This is a genomic window from Eudoraea sp., assembly GCF_049669105.1.
Classification (GTDB): Bacteria; Bacteroidota; Bacteroidia; order Flavobacteriales; family Flavobacteriaceae; genus Eudoraea.
In genome coordinates this window covers 44,661-61,271 of the sequence record NZ_JBATKE010000010.1, presented here as the reverse complement: position 1 = coordinate 61,271, position 16,611 = coordinate 44,661, and the positions used below count along the sequence as shown (strand labels likewise).

Below are 16,611 nucleotides of genomic sequence, written 5' to 3'. Positions count from 1 at the left end.
TCTTAAAAGCGTTTTGAAAGTCTTAATATGCTAATATATAGGGATTTATGCACATGTATTCTGCTTAATACCATTAATCAATTTTTCTTACTTTTGTCTGAATCTAAACACAGGGTTAAATTATTATAAAATTTGAAATTTACAGCTAGTCAGATTGCAGGTATTTTGGAGGGTGAGGTAGAAGGCAACCCAGAGGTTGCTGTGCATAAATTGGCTAAGATTGAAGAAGGAGAAATTGGTTCATTAACTTTTTTGGCTAATCCTAAATACACCTCTTTTATATACAGTACAGAAGCATCAATCACTCTTGTAAATAAAGATTTTGTCCCAGAGCAGGCCATTACTACTACCTTGATTAAGGTTGATGATGCCTACGAATCTTTTTCAAAACTATTAGAATATTACAATCAGGTTAAGAATAACAAAACGGGACTGGAAAGGCCCATATTTTTATCAGAATCTGCCACTTATGGAGAAAATTTCTATTTGGGAGCATTTTCATATTTGGGTAACAATGTAAAAATTGGTAATGATGTCAAAATTTACCCGAATGTCTATATAGGCGACAATGTGACCATAGCGGATAATGTTCTGATTTTTGCAGGAGCCAAAATTTATTCAGAATCAATAATCGGAAAAGGATGTGTAATTCATAGTGGAGCAATCATTGGAGCAGATGGATTTGGCTTTGCGCCTAATTCAAATGGGGAGTATAGTAAAGTTCCTCAAACCGGGAATGTAATTCTGGAGGAAAATGTAGATGTTGGTGCAGGAACTACTATAGATAGGGCAACCCTCGGATCAACCATTCTTAGAAATGGTGTAAAACTGGATAACCAAATTCAAATTGCTCATAATGTTGAGATTGGAGAGCATACGGCTATAGCAGCCCAGACAGGTATAGCGGGATCTACAAAAATTGGAAGAAATTGCAAGATTGGGGGCCAGGTTGGCATTGTTGGACATATAACTATTGGCGACAGGGTTAGGATACAGGCACAATCAGGAATAGGTAGAAATGTGAAAGATGATGAATTCATACAGGGATCACCTGCATTTAACTATGCAGATTATAATAAATCTTATGTTCATTTTAAAAACCTACCAAAACTGGTGAACAGGATTAATAATTTGGAAAAAAAAAGTGACGATAAATAAAGGATGGCAAAACAGCGTACAATAGCGAATGAAGTAACATTAACCGGCGTGGGTTTGCATACCGGAGAGAAAGTTACAATGAAATTTGTTCCTGCAACCGAGAACCACGGCTTTGCTTTTAAACGAGTTGATCTCGAAGGGGAACCAATTATTGAAGCAGATGCGAATTATGTGGTTAACACTCAAAGAGGCACTAATCTTGAGAAAAGAGGCGTTAAGATCCAAACCTCGGAACATGTTCTTGCAGCATTGGTGGGCATGGAGATAGATAATGTTTTAATAGAATTGGATGCCCCTGAACCACCCATCATGGATGGATCGTCTAAGTTTTTTGTTGAAGCGATTGAAAAGGCCGGAATTGTAGAACAGGACGCCGAGCGGGAAGAATATGTAGTTACAGAAGTAATTACTTATAAAGATGAAGCCTCCGGAAGTGATATAACATTAATTCCTGCGGAGGATTACAAAATTACCACCATGGTAGATTTTGGCACCAAGGTTCTTGGTACACAAAATGCTACCCTCGAGAAAATAGCAGATTTTAAAAATGAAATTGCAGATGCCAGGACATTTAGTTTTCTTCATGAATTGGAAATGTTATTGGAGAATGGGTTAATAAAAGGGGGTGATTTGAACAATGCCATTGTTTATGTAGACAAGGAAATTTCCGCTCCCACAATGAAGAAGCTTGAAAAGGCTTTTAACAAGAAAAAACTATCGGTAAAGCCTAATGGTATTTTAGATAATCTGACATTGCATCAACCAAATGAAGCTGCCAGACACAAATTATTGGACGTAATTGGAGATTTAGCTTTGGCCGGAACAAGAATTAAGGGGAAAGTAATTGCCAATAAGCCCGGACATTACGTAAACACTCAATTTGCCAAAAAACTGTCCAAAATAATTAAATTGGAAAAAAGGAATAAGGTTCCAAAATTTGATTTAAATCAACCTCCATTAATGGACATCACTCAAATTATGAAAATGTTGCCACACAGGCCACCTTTCCTCTTGGTTGATAAAATAATGGAACTTTCTGATTCTCATGTGGTAGGGGTAAAAAATGTCACCATGAACGAACCATTTTTCGTGGGACACTTTCCCGGAGCACCTGTCATGCCTGGGGTTTTACAGGTAGAAGCCATGGCACAAACAGGGGGAATACTGGTTTTAAATACAGTTCCTGATCCTGAAAATTACCTTACATTCTTTATGAAGATCGACAATGTTAAATTTAAACAACAAGTCGTCCCCGGAGATACTTTAATCTTTAAGTGCGATCTTATCTCACCAATACGAAGAGGAATCTGTCATATGCAGGCTTATGCATATGCAAATGGAAAATTGGTGTCTGAAGCAGAATTAATGGCCCAAATCGTAAAAACAAAACAAGAAGATTAGCATGAATCAGCCGCTTGCCTACGTTCACCCAGGAGCTAAAATCGCAAAAAATGTGGTTATAGAACCATTTACGACTATCCATAACAATGTGATAATTGGCGATGGTACCTGGATAGGATCCAATGTTACTATTATGGAAGGTGCCCGCATAGGAAAGAATTGCAATATTTTTCCTGGCGCGGTAATATCAGCACCCCCTCAGGATTTGAAATATGAAGGGGAAGAAACAACTGTGGTTATTGGTAACAACACCACAATCCGGGAGTGTGCCACCATTCACAAAGGTACCCGTGACAGAATGAAAACAGTGATTGGTAAAAATTGTCTTATTATGGCCTATTGCCATATTGCCCATGATTGTTTTGTAGGTAATAATTGTATTTTCTCGAATAATTCAACCCTTGCAGGGCACGTAACGATTGGCGATAATGTTATTCTTGCAGGTCTGGTGGCTGTACATCAATTTGTTTCAATTGGAAACCATGCTTTTGTAACTGGCGGATCTTTAGTACGTAAAGATGTTCCTCCTTATGTCAAAGGCGCAAGAGAACCATTGTCATATGTTGGAATAAATTCCGTCGGACTGCGAAGAAGAGGATTTGATTCAGACAAAATCAGGGAGATACAGAATATTTACAGAATACTTTATCAGAAGAATTATAACAACACTCAGGCTGTACAAATCATTGAAGCAGAAATGGAGGCTACGCCTGAAAGAGATGAAATCTTACAGTTTATTCGTGATTCCCAAAGGGGAATAATGAAAGGCTATTTTAGTACAAATTAATTATCTATGGCAAATACATCGGACATTAGAAAAGGATTGTGCATTAAGTACAACAATGATATTTATAAGGTTACTGAGTTTTTACATGTAAAACCAGGTAAAGGACCTGCATTTGTACGAACCAAACTCAAAAGCGTAACAAACGGAAAAGTTTTGGATAATACCTTCTCTGCCGGGCATAAAATTGAAGATGTACGTGTGGAAACAAGGTCTTATCAGTTTTTGTATTCCGATGGCACAACCTATCATTTTATGAATACGGATGATTATAATCAAATCTCACTTCAGGAAGCTATTCTAGACGCTCCGGGACTTTTAAAAGAAGGCGAAGTAGTTACAATAATGTTTAATACGGAAGATAGTATGCCATTATCCGTTGATATGCCCGCCAGTGTCATTTTAGAAGTAACCCATACAGAACCCGGACTTAAAGGAAATACTGCTACAAATGCATCGAAGCCAGCGGTTGTTGAGACCGGAGCCAAAGTAAATGTGCCACTTTTTATTAATGAAGGGGATAAAATTAAAATTGATACTGAAAAAGGCTCTTATATGGAGAGAGCAAAATAATAAATATAGATAAATATCTGTATTTAAATATATTAGATTGTTTTATTTTAAGCATTAATTTATATATTAAACTATTAATTTTGATAAATTTTTCGTGAAATTTCCAAAGCCATATACTTTAAAAGAAATTGCAGCAATCATCAATTCTGAATATGTAGGAGCGGATGATTTTTCTATTTATGGGATGAACGAAATACATGTTGTGGAAGAAGGTGACATTGTTTTTGTAGATCATCCAAAGTATTATGACAAAGCCCTAAATTCTAAAGCGACTGTAGTTTTAATAAATAAAAAAGTTGATTGTCCCCCTGGCAAAGCATTGCTGATATCCGAGGATCCTTTTAGGGATTTTAATACACTTACAAATTACTTTAAGCCGTTCGAAAAATCAGATTTGTCGATTACAAAATCAGCCATAATAGGAATGAATACTCATATTCAACCTAATGTCTTTATTGGCAATAATGTTGTAATTGGTGATAATTGCACCATTCATTCCAATGTTTGTCTGTATGACAATTGTGTTATAGGCGATCATGTCACAATTCATGCAGGTACAGTTCTTGGTGCCGATGCTTTCTACTATAAAAGAAGGCCAGAGGGCTATGATAAGTTGCTTTCCGGAGGACGTGTTGTAATAGAGGACCATGTAGATATCGGTGCACTTTGCTCAATAGATAGAGGAGTTACTGGCGATACCACAATTAAGAAAGGCAGTAAGCTTGATAATCAGATTCAGGTAGGACATGATACGGTAATAGGAGAAAATTGTTTGATTGCCTCACAGACAGGAATTGCAGGCTGTGTAGTAATTGAGGATGAAGTTACTATTTGGGGTCAGGTTGGGATAATAAGCGGTATTACCATAGGAAAGAAAGCAGTAATAATGGCGCAGGCTGGTATTGGCAGATCTCTGGAAGGGGGTAAAAGTTACCTGGGAAGTCCGGCTGGTGAAGCTCGAGAAAAATTCAGAGAATTAGCCCATCTGCGAAATCTCCCATCAATTTTAAAAGATTTAAACAAACAATAAGCAATTAACCACCCAAAAATAGTTTTCAAAAATATATTTTTGCATAACTAAAAAGACAAATTCACAATGAGCGTATTAGTAAATAAAGATTCCAGGATTATTGTTCAAGGTTTTACAGGTAGTGAAGGTACGTTTCACTCGGAACAGATGATAGCCTATGGCACAAATGTAGTAGGAGGGGTTACTCCGGGTAAAGGTGGTCACGAGCACCTTGGAAAACCTGTTTTTAATACCGTTGAGGAAGCTGTTCAAAGTGTAGGTGCAGATACCACAATCATTTTTGTACCACCGGCATTCGCGGCAGATGCAATAATGGAAGCTGCAAATGCTGGAATAAAAGTCATTATTACAATTACTGAAGGTATTCCGGTAGCTGATATGGTAAAGGCTAATAATTATATTAAAGACAGAGATTGTACGCTAATAGGCCCAAATTGCCCTGGTGTAATTACACCGGAAGAGGCGAAAGTAGGTATTATGCCCGGTTTTGTATTTAAGAAAGGAACTATTGGTATTGTATCTAAATCTGGTACTTTAACATACGAAGCTGCCGATCAGGTTGTGAGACAGGGATTGGGTATTACAACAGCTATTGGTATTGGTGGTGATCCAATAATTGGCACTACAACTAAAGATGCAGTAGAATTGCTAATTAATGATCCCGAAACAGAATGTGTTGTAATGATAGGAGAAATAGGAGGACAACTGGAAGCGGATGCGGCCAAATGGTATAAAGCCAGTGGTAGTAAAAAACCAATTGTAGGTTTTATCGCTGGGGAAACAGCACCTGCCGGAAGAACCATGGGGCATGCCGGGGCAATAGTGGGAGGAACAGATGATACTGCGCAGGCCAAAAAACGTATTATGCGCGAATGTGGAATAAATGTAGTGGATTCTCCTGCTGAAATAGGAAAGAAGGTTAAAGAAGTAGTTGGATAGTGCAAAATAACAACAATAATCCTCGGTAAATCTGAGAGGAAAATCCCGAATTAGTCGGGATTTTTTTTAGCCTTTATGTGAAACAAAACTTATCTTTGGAATACGAGTTAGGAAACAAAACAATGATATGAAAATATTAGACGGGAAGAATGTTATTATTACCGGTGCAAGTCGGGGTATAGGTATGGGTATTGCCAGGGTTTTGGCCGAACATGGGGCTAATATAGCCTTTACTTATAGTTCCAGTGAAGCTCCCGCGCTTGAATTGGAAAAAGAGCTAAATACTAAAGGAGTAAAGGCAAAAGCCTATAAGAGTAATGCGGCAAGTTTTACAGATTCTGAGAAGCTGGTTGCTCAGGTACTGGAGGATTTCGGAGGAATAGACGTGTTAATTAACAATGCGGGTATCACAAAAGACAATCTGTTAATGCGAATGCGAGAAGAGGATTTTGATACCGTTATTGAGATCAATTTAAAATCTGTTTTCAATATGACAAAGGCTGTTCAGCGGACAATGTTAAAACAGCGCAAAGGCTCTATTATTAATATGAGCAGCGTGGTTGGCGTAAAAGGGAATGCGGGCCAAAGCAATTATGCGGCTTCCAAAGCAGGAATTATCGGATTTACCAAATCTGTTGCCCTTGAACTTGGATCCAGAAATATTCGTTGTAATGCTATTGCACCAGGGTTTATTGAAACTGAAATGACCGATAAATTAGATGAAAAAACTGTACAGGGATGGCGAGAAGCAATTCCACTGAAACGCGGCGGAACTCCTGAAGATGTAGCAAATGCCTGTTTGTTTCTTGCTTCAGATCTGTCTGATTATATTACCGGACAAGTTTTAAATGTTGATGGCGGTATGTTAACATAATGCCCGGTCACACGATTTATTAACCCCAGCGCAAGGCTACTGACCGGATTGGGTTCCGGCAGTTAGGTGTTATCCAAAAAGTTTCATGCAACTACAAACGGTATTCCTCATATTATTTGCTGCGATCTTGGCTTTGGGGTTGGTTATATTTCAATACTATTACAAATCCAAGAGCAAAGGCACTTTATATATAGCACTCTCCTTTTTGAGATTTGTAGCATTATTTTGTGTGTTTTTGCTTCTAATAAATCCAAAAATCACCAAAGAGCAATATTCTTTGGAGAAGGCGAATCTAATTATCTTAGCGGACAATACCTCATCAATTGGCCAGGCAAACGGGGTTAATCAGCTTGTTAATGCCAAAAAACTGATTGAAGAGAATACTAATATTGCGGAAAAGTTTGATATCTCTGAATATGTATTTGGGACAGAGTTAAATTCTTTGGACAGTTTATCATTTTCGGAGAAAGCTACGAATATAGGACGCGCTCTTTCATCACTAAATGAAATTTTTGCGGGAAGCAATACAGCCATTTTGATGCTTACTGACGGAAACCAGACTCTGGGTGAAGATTATGAATTCTCTGGAGGAAGACAAAAATTCCCCATTTATCCAATGGTTGTTGGAGATACAACAAGTTATCAGGATATCAGAATAGATCAGGTAAACACAAACAAATACGCCTTTTTAAAAAATAAATACCCTATGGAAATTTTTGTTTCCTACCAGGGGAACAATACGGTGTCAACCACTCTGACCATTACAGAAACTGGTCAAAACCTATATAGAGAGCAAATTCTTCTAAGTGAGACCGAGAATTCCCAGATTATTAATACTGTGTTGAATGCCTCTACTGTTGGAATAAAGAATATAAAGATTAGTCTTAGTCCTTTGGAAAATGAAAGGAACATTACCAATAATTCCAGGCAAATAGGAATAGAAGTAATAGATGAAAAAACCAATATTGCATTAGTCTCCAATATGCTTCATCCGGATCTGGGTGCTTTAAAAAAAGCAATTGAAAGTAATGAGCAACGATCAGTATCAATTATAAAACCATCCTTGTCACCAAATGAACTGGAACAATTTGATCTATTTATTATATATCAGCCAGACACGTCTTTTGAAAAGGTATATTCTTATATAGAAAGTAAAGGGGCAAATATTTTTACCATCACCGGTCCCAAGACAGATTGGACTTTTCTAAATAAAGTGCAGAATAGTTTTCAAAAGAATAGTTATGATCAGAAAGAAGAAGTAACCCCTATTTTAAATGCGGGATTTACGCATTTTGATATCTCAGATCTTGTGGTGTCCGAATTCCCTCCCGTGGAGACAACTTTAGGCGAACTACTTATAACTGCAGCTTATGAAAATATATTGAGCCAACGAATTAAGGGAGTAGATTTGAATGAACCTCTTTTTACAGTACTTGAAACCAATTTACGTCGCGAGGCCATACTTTTGGGTGAAAATATTTGGAAATGGCGCGTACAGAGTTACAGGGAAGATCAGGAGTTTAAAAAATTTGATGACTTTATTTCTAAGGTTATTTTATTCCTGGCAAACAGCAAGCCACGAAGCAGGCTCACATTGGAGTACGAAAATATTTATCAGGGATTTAATAAAGCAACCATAAAGGCTACTTATTTTGACGAAACCTTTGTTTTTGATAATAATGCAACTCTAAATTTAATATTAAGTGGTATTGAGAATAACACTAGCAGGCAAATACCTATGTTGCTTAAGAATGGGTATTACGAAGCTGATATTAGTACCCTCCCTTCCGGGGATTATAGCTTTACGGCAAGTGTGAAGGATGAAAATCTTACCAAAACAGGAAAATTCACAATACTGGACTACGACTTAGAAAAACAATTGCTATCGAGTAATTATAAGAAATTAGATAGGTTGGCTAAAAGCACCAATGCGACACTTTATTTTCCTTCCCAGGTTTCTAAATTCATTGAGGACATAATTAAAGACAATAGGTTTGTGCCAATCCAAAAAAGCAAGCAAAATGTCGTATCTTTGATAGATTTTAAAATTCTCTTGGGAATCATTGTTGCAGCTTTGACTGCGGAGTGGTTTATAAGAAAATATAACGGACTAATTTAATTTTATATCTAATGGATAAATTACCAAAAATAGCACTGCCGGCAGTGTTTATAATTATTTTATTGATTATACTAATTTCTAAATCAGCAGTAACCATAGGTTCTGGTGAAGCGGGGGTTCTATATAGAACTTTTGGGAACGGTGTAGTGACGGATGAGCCACCTCTTAATGAAGGTTTTCATATTGTCGCTCCCTGGAATAAAGTTTTTGTTTACGAAGTAAGACAGCAGGAAGTTTTTGAAAAGATGAAAGTACTTTCCAGTAATGGTTTGGACATACTGCTCGATGCGTCTGCGTGGTTTCAGCCTGATTATCTTTCCTTAGGCAAATTACATCAGGAAAAAAGTGAACAATATAAAGAGCGTATTCTTCTTCCTGCTATCAGGTCTGCAGCGCGTAGCGTAGTCGGGAGATATACCCCTGAACAATTATACTCCAGCAAACGAGACGCCATTCAGGTGGAGATTTTTGAAGAAACCAAGGAAATCGTACAGGATCAGTATATACAATTGAATGAAATTCTTATCCGCGATGTTACTCTTCCTGCGACAATTAAAGAAGCCATTGAAAGAAAATTAAAACAGGAACAAGAATCATTGGAATATGAATTTCTTTTAATAACCGCGGCAAAGGAGGCAGAAAAAGTGCGTATTGAAGCTCAGGGCAAGGCTGATGCTAACAAGATACTTAGCGCATCTTTAACCGATAAAATACTTAAAGACAAGGGTATAGATGCCACTTTAAAAATGGCAGAATCTCCAAATGCTAAAGTCGTAGTAATAGGCTCGGGTGGAGACGGGTTACCTCTTATTTTAGGAAATAATTAATTAGAATAAGTTTTGTGAAATAAAAATAAATTCTAATTTTACAATCTAATGAGAAATAAAAATACACATCATCATTTGTACACTTGCACTCAGGCGAGGTAGAAATGTATTGTTGTATTCAAAAATATATCTAACCCGTTTGAGCAATCAAACGGGTTTTGCTTTTAAACCTTTTTGATTGCTTGAAAAAGAAATTTAACAAATGGAGAAATTAAAAATAGCCATACAAAAGTCGGGGAGGCTTAACGAAGATTCAATAAAAGTTCTAAAAGACTGTGGTATTTCTATTGATAATGGTAAAGACCAATTAAAAGCTTCTGCGCGTAACTTTCCAATGGAAGTATTTTACCTTAGAAATGGGGATATTCCGCAATATCTGAAAGACGGTGTCGTAGATATCGCTATCATTGGGGAGAATGTACTGAAAGAAAAAGGAGGCAATATCGCTGTGGCAGAAAATCTTGGCTTTTCAAAATGCAGGGTTTCTCTGGCCGTCCCAAAATCCAGTACTTATAGTAAGATCAATGATTTGGAAGGAAAACGGATTGCTACCTCATATCCAAATACTCTAAATGCATACCTCTCGGGCAAAGGGGTTCAGGCTGAGCTTCACATTATTAACGGTTCTGTGGAAATTGCGCCTAATATCGGATTAGCCGATGCTATTTGCGACATAGTATCCAGTGGTAGTACCTTATTCAAAAACAATCTTAAGGAGGTAGAAGTAATGCTTAGGAGTGAAGCTGTTTTAGCCGTATCACCAATGATCGCGGAGAAGCAGAGAGAAATTCTGGAAGATCTGAGGTTTAGAATAAAATCGGTATTGGTTGCCAGACAATCCAAATATATTTTGATGAATGCTCCCAATGACAAATTAGAAGATATTATTAAAATATTACCAGGAATGCGGAGTCCAACGGTTTTACCCCTGGCAGAAGAAGGCTGGAGCTCAGTTCATACGGTAATCAATAAAGATAAATTCTGGGAAGTCATTAATGAATTGAAACAGCTGGGTGCTGAGGGAATATTAGTATGCCCAATTGAGAAAATGGTGTTATGAAAAAAATATTCAATCCTAAAAAACAGGACTGGCCTTTTATCTTGCAGCGTCCAACTCAAACCGTTGAAGATATAGAACGCACTGTAATGCAGATTTTTAATGAAGTACAGGCAGGTGGCGATAAGGTTTTAAATAAATATACTAAGCGATTTGACGGAGTTGAATTGTCTGATTTATTGGCAAGCTCTGATGAGTTTAGTGAAGCGGAATCATTGGTGTCGGACCAGCTAAAAGTTGCGATAGAAACAGCAAAATCGAACATTGAAAAATTCCATAAGGCTCAGAAAACGCCAAAAATTGAAATAGAAACTACAGCAGGTGTAATTTGCTGGCAGGAAAAAAGGGCAATTCAAAAAGTCGGTCTCTATATCCCTGGTGGCACAGCTCCTTTGTTTTCCACTATTCTAATGCTGGCAATACCTGCCAATATTGCGGGATGTTCAGAGTTGATTTTATGTACACCTCCCGATATATCCGGGAAAATAAATCCTGCTATTCTCTACACCGCTAAACTTTGTGGCATTACAAAGCTCTTTAAAGTTGGTGGTATTCAGGCAATAGGGGCAATGACATTTGGAACAGAAAGTATACCCCAGGTTTATAAAATATTTGGACCCGGTAATCAATTTGTTACTGTAGCTAAACAAATTGCAACCAAGTTTGGTGTGGCTATAGATATGCCAGCGGGGCCAAGCGAGCTTTTAGTAGTCGCAGATGATTCTGCCAATGCAGGTTTTGTAGCCTCAGATCTTTTAAGTCAGGCAGAACATGGGACAGATAGTCAGGTAATACTGGTGTCTACATCCAAATCGCTTATGGACAAAGTAGAGGAGGAATTGCAAAAACAAATTATCGGGCTACCGAGAGCTGCCATCGCTAAAAAGGCAATTGAAAATAGTAAATTGATCTTTGTGGAAAATGATAAAATAGCCATCGAACTAATTAATGAATATGGGCCGGAACACTTTATTGTTTGTTGTGAAGACGAGGAATACTATATTAGAAACGTGGTGAATGCTGGCTCTGTTTTTCTGGGAAATTATACCCCGGAAAGCGCTGGTGATTATGCCTCAGGCACCAATCATACTTTGCCGACGAACGGATATGCAAAACAGTATAGTGGCGTAAATCTGGACAGTTTTATGAAGAGTATTTCGTTTCAGAGAATATCTGAAACTGGAATGAGGAATATTGGTAATACCATTGAAGTTATGGCAGAAGCAGAAGGACTTCAGGCTCATAAAAATGCAGTTTCTCTGCGACTTCAAAGTTTAAAAAACAAGCAATAGTAATTGCTTAAAGGATGTGGTTTATGAAATTTGACCTCTATAGATTAGTTCGGGAAAATGTCAGGGGATTAAAACCTTATTCATCTGCCAGGGATGAATATACCTCTGATGGCTCTGAAATGGTATTTATTGATGCCAATGAGAGCCCTTATTCTAATGGGATCAATCGTTATCCGGATCCGCAACAACGCCAGCTTAAAACTCTTTTGGCAAAAAGCTCTTCTTTAGCACCAGCTAATATTCTGCTTGGAAATGGAAGTGACGAGGTATTGGATTTGATTTTCCGGGCCTTTTGTGAACCACATAAAGATAATGTCATTACGATGCCACCTACTTACGGAATGTACAAAGTTCTGGCAGGTATTAATGCAATAGAGAACAGGGAAGTTCTTTTGACGGAAAGTTTTGAGCTTGATGTAGATAGAATTTTGGAGTCTGTAAATTCAAAAACCAAAGTTATCTTCCTGTGTTCACCTAATAACCCTACCGGGAATAGTTTTTCTGTTAAACATGTAGAATACCTGCTGAATAACTTTCAAGGTTTATTAGTTGTAGATGAAGCATACATAGATTTCGCAACCCAGGGCAGTTGGCTTAATAAACTTGGCCAGTTTCCTAATCTTATGGTCACCAGGACATTCTCCAAGGCCTATGGAATGGCCGGTTTACGCTTAGGTGTTTGTTATGCATCTGAAAATATAATAACGATCCTGAATCGTATAAAGCCACCGTATAATATAAATGAACTTACCCAGCGAAAGGCATTTCAAATGATTCAGAATACCGCTTTAGTAGAAGAACAGATTACTGAAATTTTAGCGGAAAGAGATCGGATGGTGGGACAGTTAGCCAAAATCTCATATGTAAAAGAAATATACCCTACAGATGCCAATTTTATATTGGTAAAAGTAGATGATGCAGATAAAAGGTACCAGGAAATATTAGAATTGGGGGTGGTGGTCCGCAACAGATCAACACAACCACTTTGCTATAATACCCTTAGGTTTACAATAGGTACCCCCGAAGAGAACGAAACATTGTTAAAAGTATTAAACTCCTTGTAATGGCACTACAACCGACAAAGAAGAAGGTCTTATTCATTGATCGCGACGGCACGCTTATCGTGGAACCGCCCGACGAACAAACAGACAGTTTAGAAAAAATAGTATTTTATCCGGGCGTACTTAGTTATCTAAGCAGAATAGCCACGGAATTGGATTTTGAATTGGTCATGGTGACTAATCAGGACGGTCTTGGGTCAGAGACGTTTCCTGAAAATACATTTTGGCCAGCACATAATTTTATTCTTAAATGTTTTGAGGGCCAGGGGGTAGTCTTTTCAGAAACCCACATAGATCGAACCTTCCCACATGAAAATGCGGAGACCCGAAAACCCGGTACAGGAATGTTGAAAAAGTATTTCGCTGAAGAATATGACCTGCAAAACTCTTTTGTTATTGGCGACCGGTTAACCGATATAGAACTGGCAAAAAACTTGGGGTCGAAAGGAATTTACATAAATACAAATACGTTTTTGGGAACAAATGAAATCACTGTTGAAGAAGAGGACTTAAAGGAAACAATCGTCCTGGAAACGGCAGATTGGAAGGCCATTTATGATTTTTTAAAACTGGAAAACAGAGTTGCTGAAATTTCAAGAAAAACTAAAGAAACTGATATTAGGATTAAACTTAATTTAGATGGAACCGGCATAAGCAATATTTCCACCGGAATTGTATTCTTTGATCATATGTTGGACCAACTTGCCCGGCATGGCCAGATGAACCTGGATATTAATGTAAAGGGTGATTTAGAAGTAGATGAACACCATACCATAGAAGATACAGGGATTGCCCTGGGTGAGGTATTCCATAAAGCATTAGGAAATAAGTTGGGAATGGAACGTTATGGTTTTTGCCTGCCAATGGATGATTGTCTTGCACAGGTAGCTCTTGATTTTGGAGGACGTAGCTGGTTAGTTTGGGAGGCTGAGTTTAAACGAGAAATGATTGGTAAGATGCCAACGGAAATGTTTTATCATTTCTTTAAATCTTTTTCTGATGGTGCAAAAGCCAATTTGAACATAAAAGCGGAAGGAACTAACGAACACCATAAGATTGAAGCTATTTTTAAGGCATTTGCAAAAGCAATTAAGATGGCGGTAAAACGCGATGTGGATAAAATGTTATTGCCAACAACAAAGGGAATGCTTTAGAAACTGATTCGGAATATCGAAATTAATAATCGCCAAAGTATTAAAGTACATGAAATTGGTTATAGTAAATTATGGAGCTGGTAATATCCAAAGTATAAAGTTTGCTTTCAAACGCCTTGGGGTTGAGGCTGTATTAAGTGATAAAGCGGAAGAGATAATGGCGGCCGACCGTGTGATATTTCCCGGTGTTGGGGAAGCAAGTAGTGCTATGAATAAATTAAAGGCAAGTGGTTTGGACAAGATAATTCCGGAATTAAAACAGCCGGTTTTAGGTATTTGTCTTGGGATGCAGTTAATGTGCAATACTTCTGAAGAAGGCAATACATCGGGTTTAGGTATTTTTGATACCGATGTTGTCAGATTTACTAACCGTGTTAAAGTTCCTCAAATTGGATGGAATCAAATAACAAATCTTAAATCCGCTTTATTTAAGGATGTAATTGAAAAAGATCATATTTACCTGGTGCACAGTTATTATGCCCCAATTTGCGAAGAAACTATAGCAGTCACAGAATATGAAATGGCATATAGTAGTGCTTTACAGAAAGATAACTTTTATGGGGTTCAGTTTCACCCTGAAAAAAGCAGTAAAGTTGGAGCTAGGATCTTAAAAAACTATCTGGCATTATAGTGGGAAATGAAAGAATTTAGAATCAGTACAGATATTCGTGAAATGGATGTTGATTTGGTCCATGAATATCTTTCAAAGCAATCATACTGGGCAAAAGGGCGAGGCAAAGAAGAAGTTATAAAATCTATGGAAAATTCCATTTGTTTTGCTGTATTTGACGGTAATGCGCAAATTGGTTTTGCACGACTTGTTACAGATTATGTAGTATTTGCATGGTTAATGGACGTATTTGTCATAGATGAATTCAAGAACAAAGGAGTAGGCAGATTTTTGATGAATTATATTATGAATTTACCCGAGATCAAAGAGGTAAATGGGTTTGGTTTAAGAACCATAGATGCCCATGGCTTTTATATGAAATATGGGTTTCACCAAATTTCTGAACCGGAAACATGGATGCAAAAAATTAGCTAAATGAGATTAATCCCGGCAATAGATATTATAGGAGGTAAATGCGTCAGGCTCTCACAGGGAGATTACAATACCAAAAAAGTTTATAGCGAAAGCCCTTTGGAAGTAGCGCTCAAATTTGAAGCACACGGCATTCAATATATTCACCTGGTTGATCTTGATGGTGCAAAAGCAAAACATATTGTAAATTATAGGGTTTTGGAAACCATTGCTGCTAACACAAATTTAAAAATTGATTTTGGAGGGGGGCTGAAGACCAATGAGGATTTGAAAATTGCCTTCGATTGTGGTGCCGGACAAATAACCGGAGGAAGCATCGCAGTAAATGACCGTGACACCTTTCTGGGATGGATTGAAACCTATGGAGCAGAAAGAATCATCCTGGGAGCAGATGTTAAAGACGAACGTATTGCAATTACAGGATGGCAGGAAGAATCAGATAAGAAATTGATACCATTTGTTAAAGATTACCAAAAGCAAGGAATCCGATATATCATTTGCACAGATATTAAAAAGGACGGGATGCTGGCTGGACCTGCAATAGAATTATACAAACGACTTCTTGAAGAAACGAGTGTAAATAAGACGGTGGTAAGTATGAGTGGTGTGGAAGATGTGAAAATTCCTGGAATAAATCTTATTGCCAGTGGCGGTATAGCGCATTTTGATGATTTACCGGCTTTGCAGGAAATTGGTTGCGAAGGTGCTATATTGGGTAAAGCCATTTATGAAAATAAGATTAGTTTAAAGCAATTAGAACAGTTTATATTATCAGCATGAATAATATAAAAGACAAATGGGTGTTAGAATTTTTGGAAAATTCTATTTACAGATTAGAAGAGAGTACCCGAATGATTATAATTAGTCTCGATTCTATTTCAGATTCAGATATCTGGAAAAAACCAAATGAATCATCCAATAGTATTGGTAACCTAATAGCGCATATTTGTGGTAATATGACACAATATATTATCGCATCTTTAGGAGAACAAGATGACTATAGAAATAGAGATGAAGAATTTTCAATGACCGGCGGATTTTCTAAAATAGAGCTTATACAAAAACTGGAAGATACTGTTAAAAAAGCCAGGCTTGTACTAAATAGTTGTGATAAAGGAGAACTAATCAAAAAAAGGTTAGTGCAGGGAACTAATCTTTCAGGCATAGGAGTTGTAATTCACGCAGTTGAACATTATTCGTATCATACAGGTCAGATTGCGTTTTGGACAAAGCTAATAACCAACAAGGATTTAGGGTTTTATGCCGGAAGGGATTTGAATACTAAAAACGAACTATAGAG

17 protein-coding genes are annotated in these 16,611 nt (G+C 37.4%); all 17 read left to right on the top strand.

Annotated elements, in window-relative coordinates; all coding sequences use genetic code 11:
- Positions 1 to 132 precede the first annotated feature (132 nt).
- The 17 genes from lpxD (at position 133) to WBM60_RS00755 (ending at position 16,609) form a co-directional block, all read left to right on the top strand.
- Positions 133 to 1,158 carry a UDP-3-O-(3-hydroxymyristoyl)glucosamine N-acyltransferase gene (lpxD, locus tag WBM60_RS00835; protein WP_424280062.1) on the top strand — a complete coding sequence of 342 codons (1,026 nt, stop codon included), beginning with the start codon at positions 133 to 135 and terminating at the stop codon, positions 1,156 to 1,158.
- Between the two features lie 3 nt (positions 1,159 to 1,161).
- Complete coding sequence (locus WBM60_RS00830) at positions 1,162 to 2,559, top strand: bifunctional UDP-3-O-[3-hydroxymyristoyl] N-acetylglucosamine deacetylase/3-hydroxyacyl-ACP dehydratase (RefSeq protein ID WP_424276399.1); 1,398 nt, start codon at positions 1,162 to 1,164, stop codon at positions 2,557 to 2,559.
- Position 2,560: 1 nt separating this feature from the next.
- On the top strand, positions 2,561 to 3,346 hold the full coding sequence (gene lpxA / locus WBM60_RS00825) for an acyl-ACP--UDP-N-acetylglucosamine O-acyltransferase (RefSeq protein ID WP_424259050.1): 786 nt from the start codon (positions 2,561 to 2,563) through the stop codon (positions 3,344 to 3,346).
- Between the two features lie 6 nt (positions 3,347 to 3,352).
- Positions 3,353 to 3,916 (top strand): elongation factor P, encoded by a 564-nt coding sequence (gene efp / locus WBM60_RS00820; protein ID WP_424259051.1) that lies wholly within the window; start codon positions 3,353 to 3,355, stop codon positions 3,914 to 3,916.
- Positions 3,917 to 4,010: 94 nt separating this feature from the next.
- Positions 4,011 to 4,946, top strand: a complete 936-nt coding sequence (locus WBM60_RS00815) for a UDP-3-O-(3-hydroxymyristoyl)glucosamine N-acyltransferase (RefSeq protein WP_424259052.1) — start codon at positions 4,011 to 4,013, stop codon at positions 4,944 to 4,946.
- A 66-nt stretch (positions 4,947 to 5,012) separates the two neighbouring features.
- Positions 5,013 to 5,885: a succinate--CoA ligase subunit alpha gene (sucD, locus tag WBM60_RS00810; protein WP_299162127.1), complete on the top strand. Its 873-nt coding sequence runs from the start codon at positions 5,013 to 5,015 to the stop codon at positions 5,883 to 5,885.
- A gap of 127 nt (positions 5,886 to 6,012) precedes the next feature.
- Positions 6,013 to 6,759 carry a 3-oxoacyl-[acyl-carrier-protein] reductase gene (fabG, locus tag WBM60_RS00805; RefSeq protein WP_424259054.1) on the top strand — a complete coding sequence of 249 codons (747 nt, stop codon included), beginning with the start codon at positions 6,013 to 6,015 and terminating at the stop codon, positions 6,757 to 6,759.
- Positions 6,760 to 6,844: 85 nt separating this feature from the next.
- Entirely contained in the window at positions 6,845 to 8,878 is a 2,034-nt protein-coding gene (locus WBM60_RS00800; protein WP_424282634.1) for a VWA domain-containing protein, read from the top strand.
- An 11-nt stretch (positions 8,879 to 8,889) separates the two neighbouring features.
- Entirely contained in the window at positions 8,890 to 9,705 is an 816-nt protein-coding gene (locus WBM60_RS00795) for a prohibitin family protein (RefSeq protein WP_424259056.1), read from the top strand.
- 202 nt (positions 9,706 to 9,907) lie between these two features.
- Entirely contained in the window at positions 9,908 to 10,765 is an 858-nt protein-coding gene (hisG, locus tag WBM60_RS00790; RefSeq protein ID WP_424259057.1) for an ATP phosphoribosyltransferase, read from the top strand.
- A complete protein-coding gene (hisD, locus tag WBM60_RS00785; protein WP_424259058.1) occupies positions 10,762 to 12,054 on the top strand; it encodes a histidinol dehydrogenase in 1,293 nt (430 codons plus the stop codon). The genes hisG and hisD overlap by 4 nt, the downstream gene beginning before the upstream one ends.
- A gap of 23 nt (positions 12,055 to 12,077) precedes the next feature.
- Positions 12,078 to 13,118, top strand: a complete 1,041-nt coding sequence (gene hisC / locus WBM60_RS00780; protein WP_424279527.1) for a histidinol-phosphate transaminase — start codon at positions 12,078 to 12,080, stop codon at positions 13,116 to 13,118.
- Positions 13,118 to 14,269: a bifunctional histidinol-phosphatase/imidazoleglycerol-phosphate dehydratase HisB gene (hisB, locus tag WBM60_RS00775; protein WP_424259060.1), complete on the top strand. Its 1,152-nt coding sequence runs from the start codon at positions 13,118 to 13,120 to the stop codon at positions 14,267 to 14,269. Before hisC ends, hisB begins: the two co-directional genes overlap by 1 nt.
- Positions 14,270 to 14,318: 49 nt before the next feature.
- Positions 14,319 to 14,900: an imidazole glycerol phosphate synthase subunit HisH gene (hisH, locus tag WBM60_RS00770; RefSeq protein WP_424276401.1), complete on the top strand. Its 582-nt coding sequence runs from the start codon at positions 14,319 to 14,321 to the stop codon at positions 14,898 to 14,900.
- A 6-nt stretch (positions 14,901 to 14,906) separates the two neighbouring features.
- Positions 14,907 to 15,314 (top strand): GNAT family N-acetyltransferase, encoded by a 408-nt coding sequence (locus tag WBM60_RS00765; protein WP_424278739.1) that lies wholly within the window; start codon positions 14,907 to 14,909, stop codon positions 15,312 to 15,314.
- The gene (locus tag WBM60_RS00760; protein ID WP_424276403.1) at positions 15,315 to 16,091 is read left to right on the top strand and encodes a HisA/HisF-related TIM barrel protein; all 777 of its coding nucleotides are present in this window, start codon (positions 15,315 to 15,317) and stop codon (positions 16,089 to 16,091) included.
- Positions 16,088 to 16,609, top strand: coding sequence for a DinB family protein (locus WBM60_RS00755; protein ID WP_424263433.1), 522 nt, complete (start codon positions 16,088 to 16,090; stop codon positions 16,607 to 16,609). The genes WBM60_RS00760 and WBM60_RS00755 overlap by 4 nt, the downstream gene beginning before the upstream one ends.
- The last annotated feature ends 2 nt before the right edge of the window (positions 16,610 to 16,611 follow it).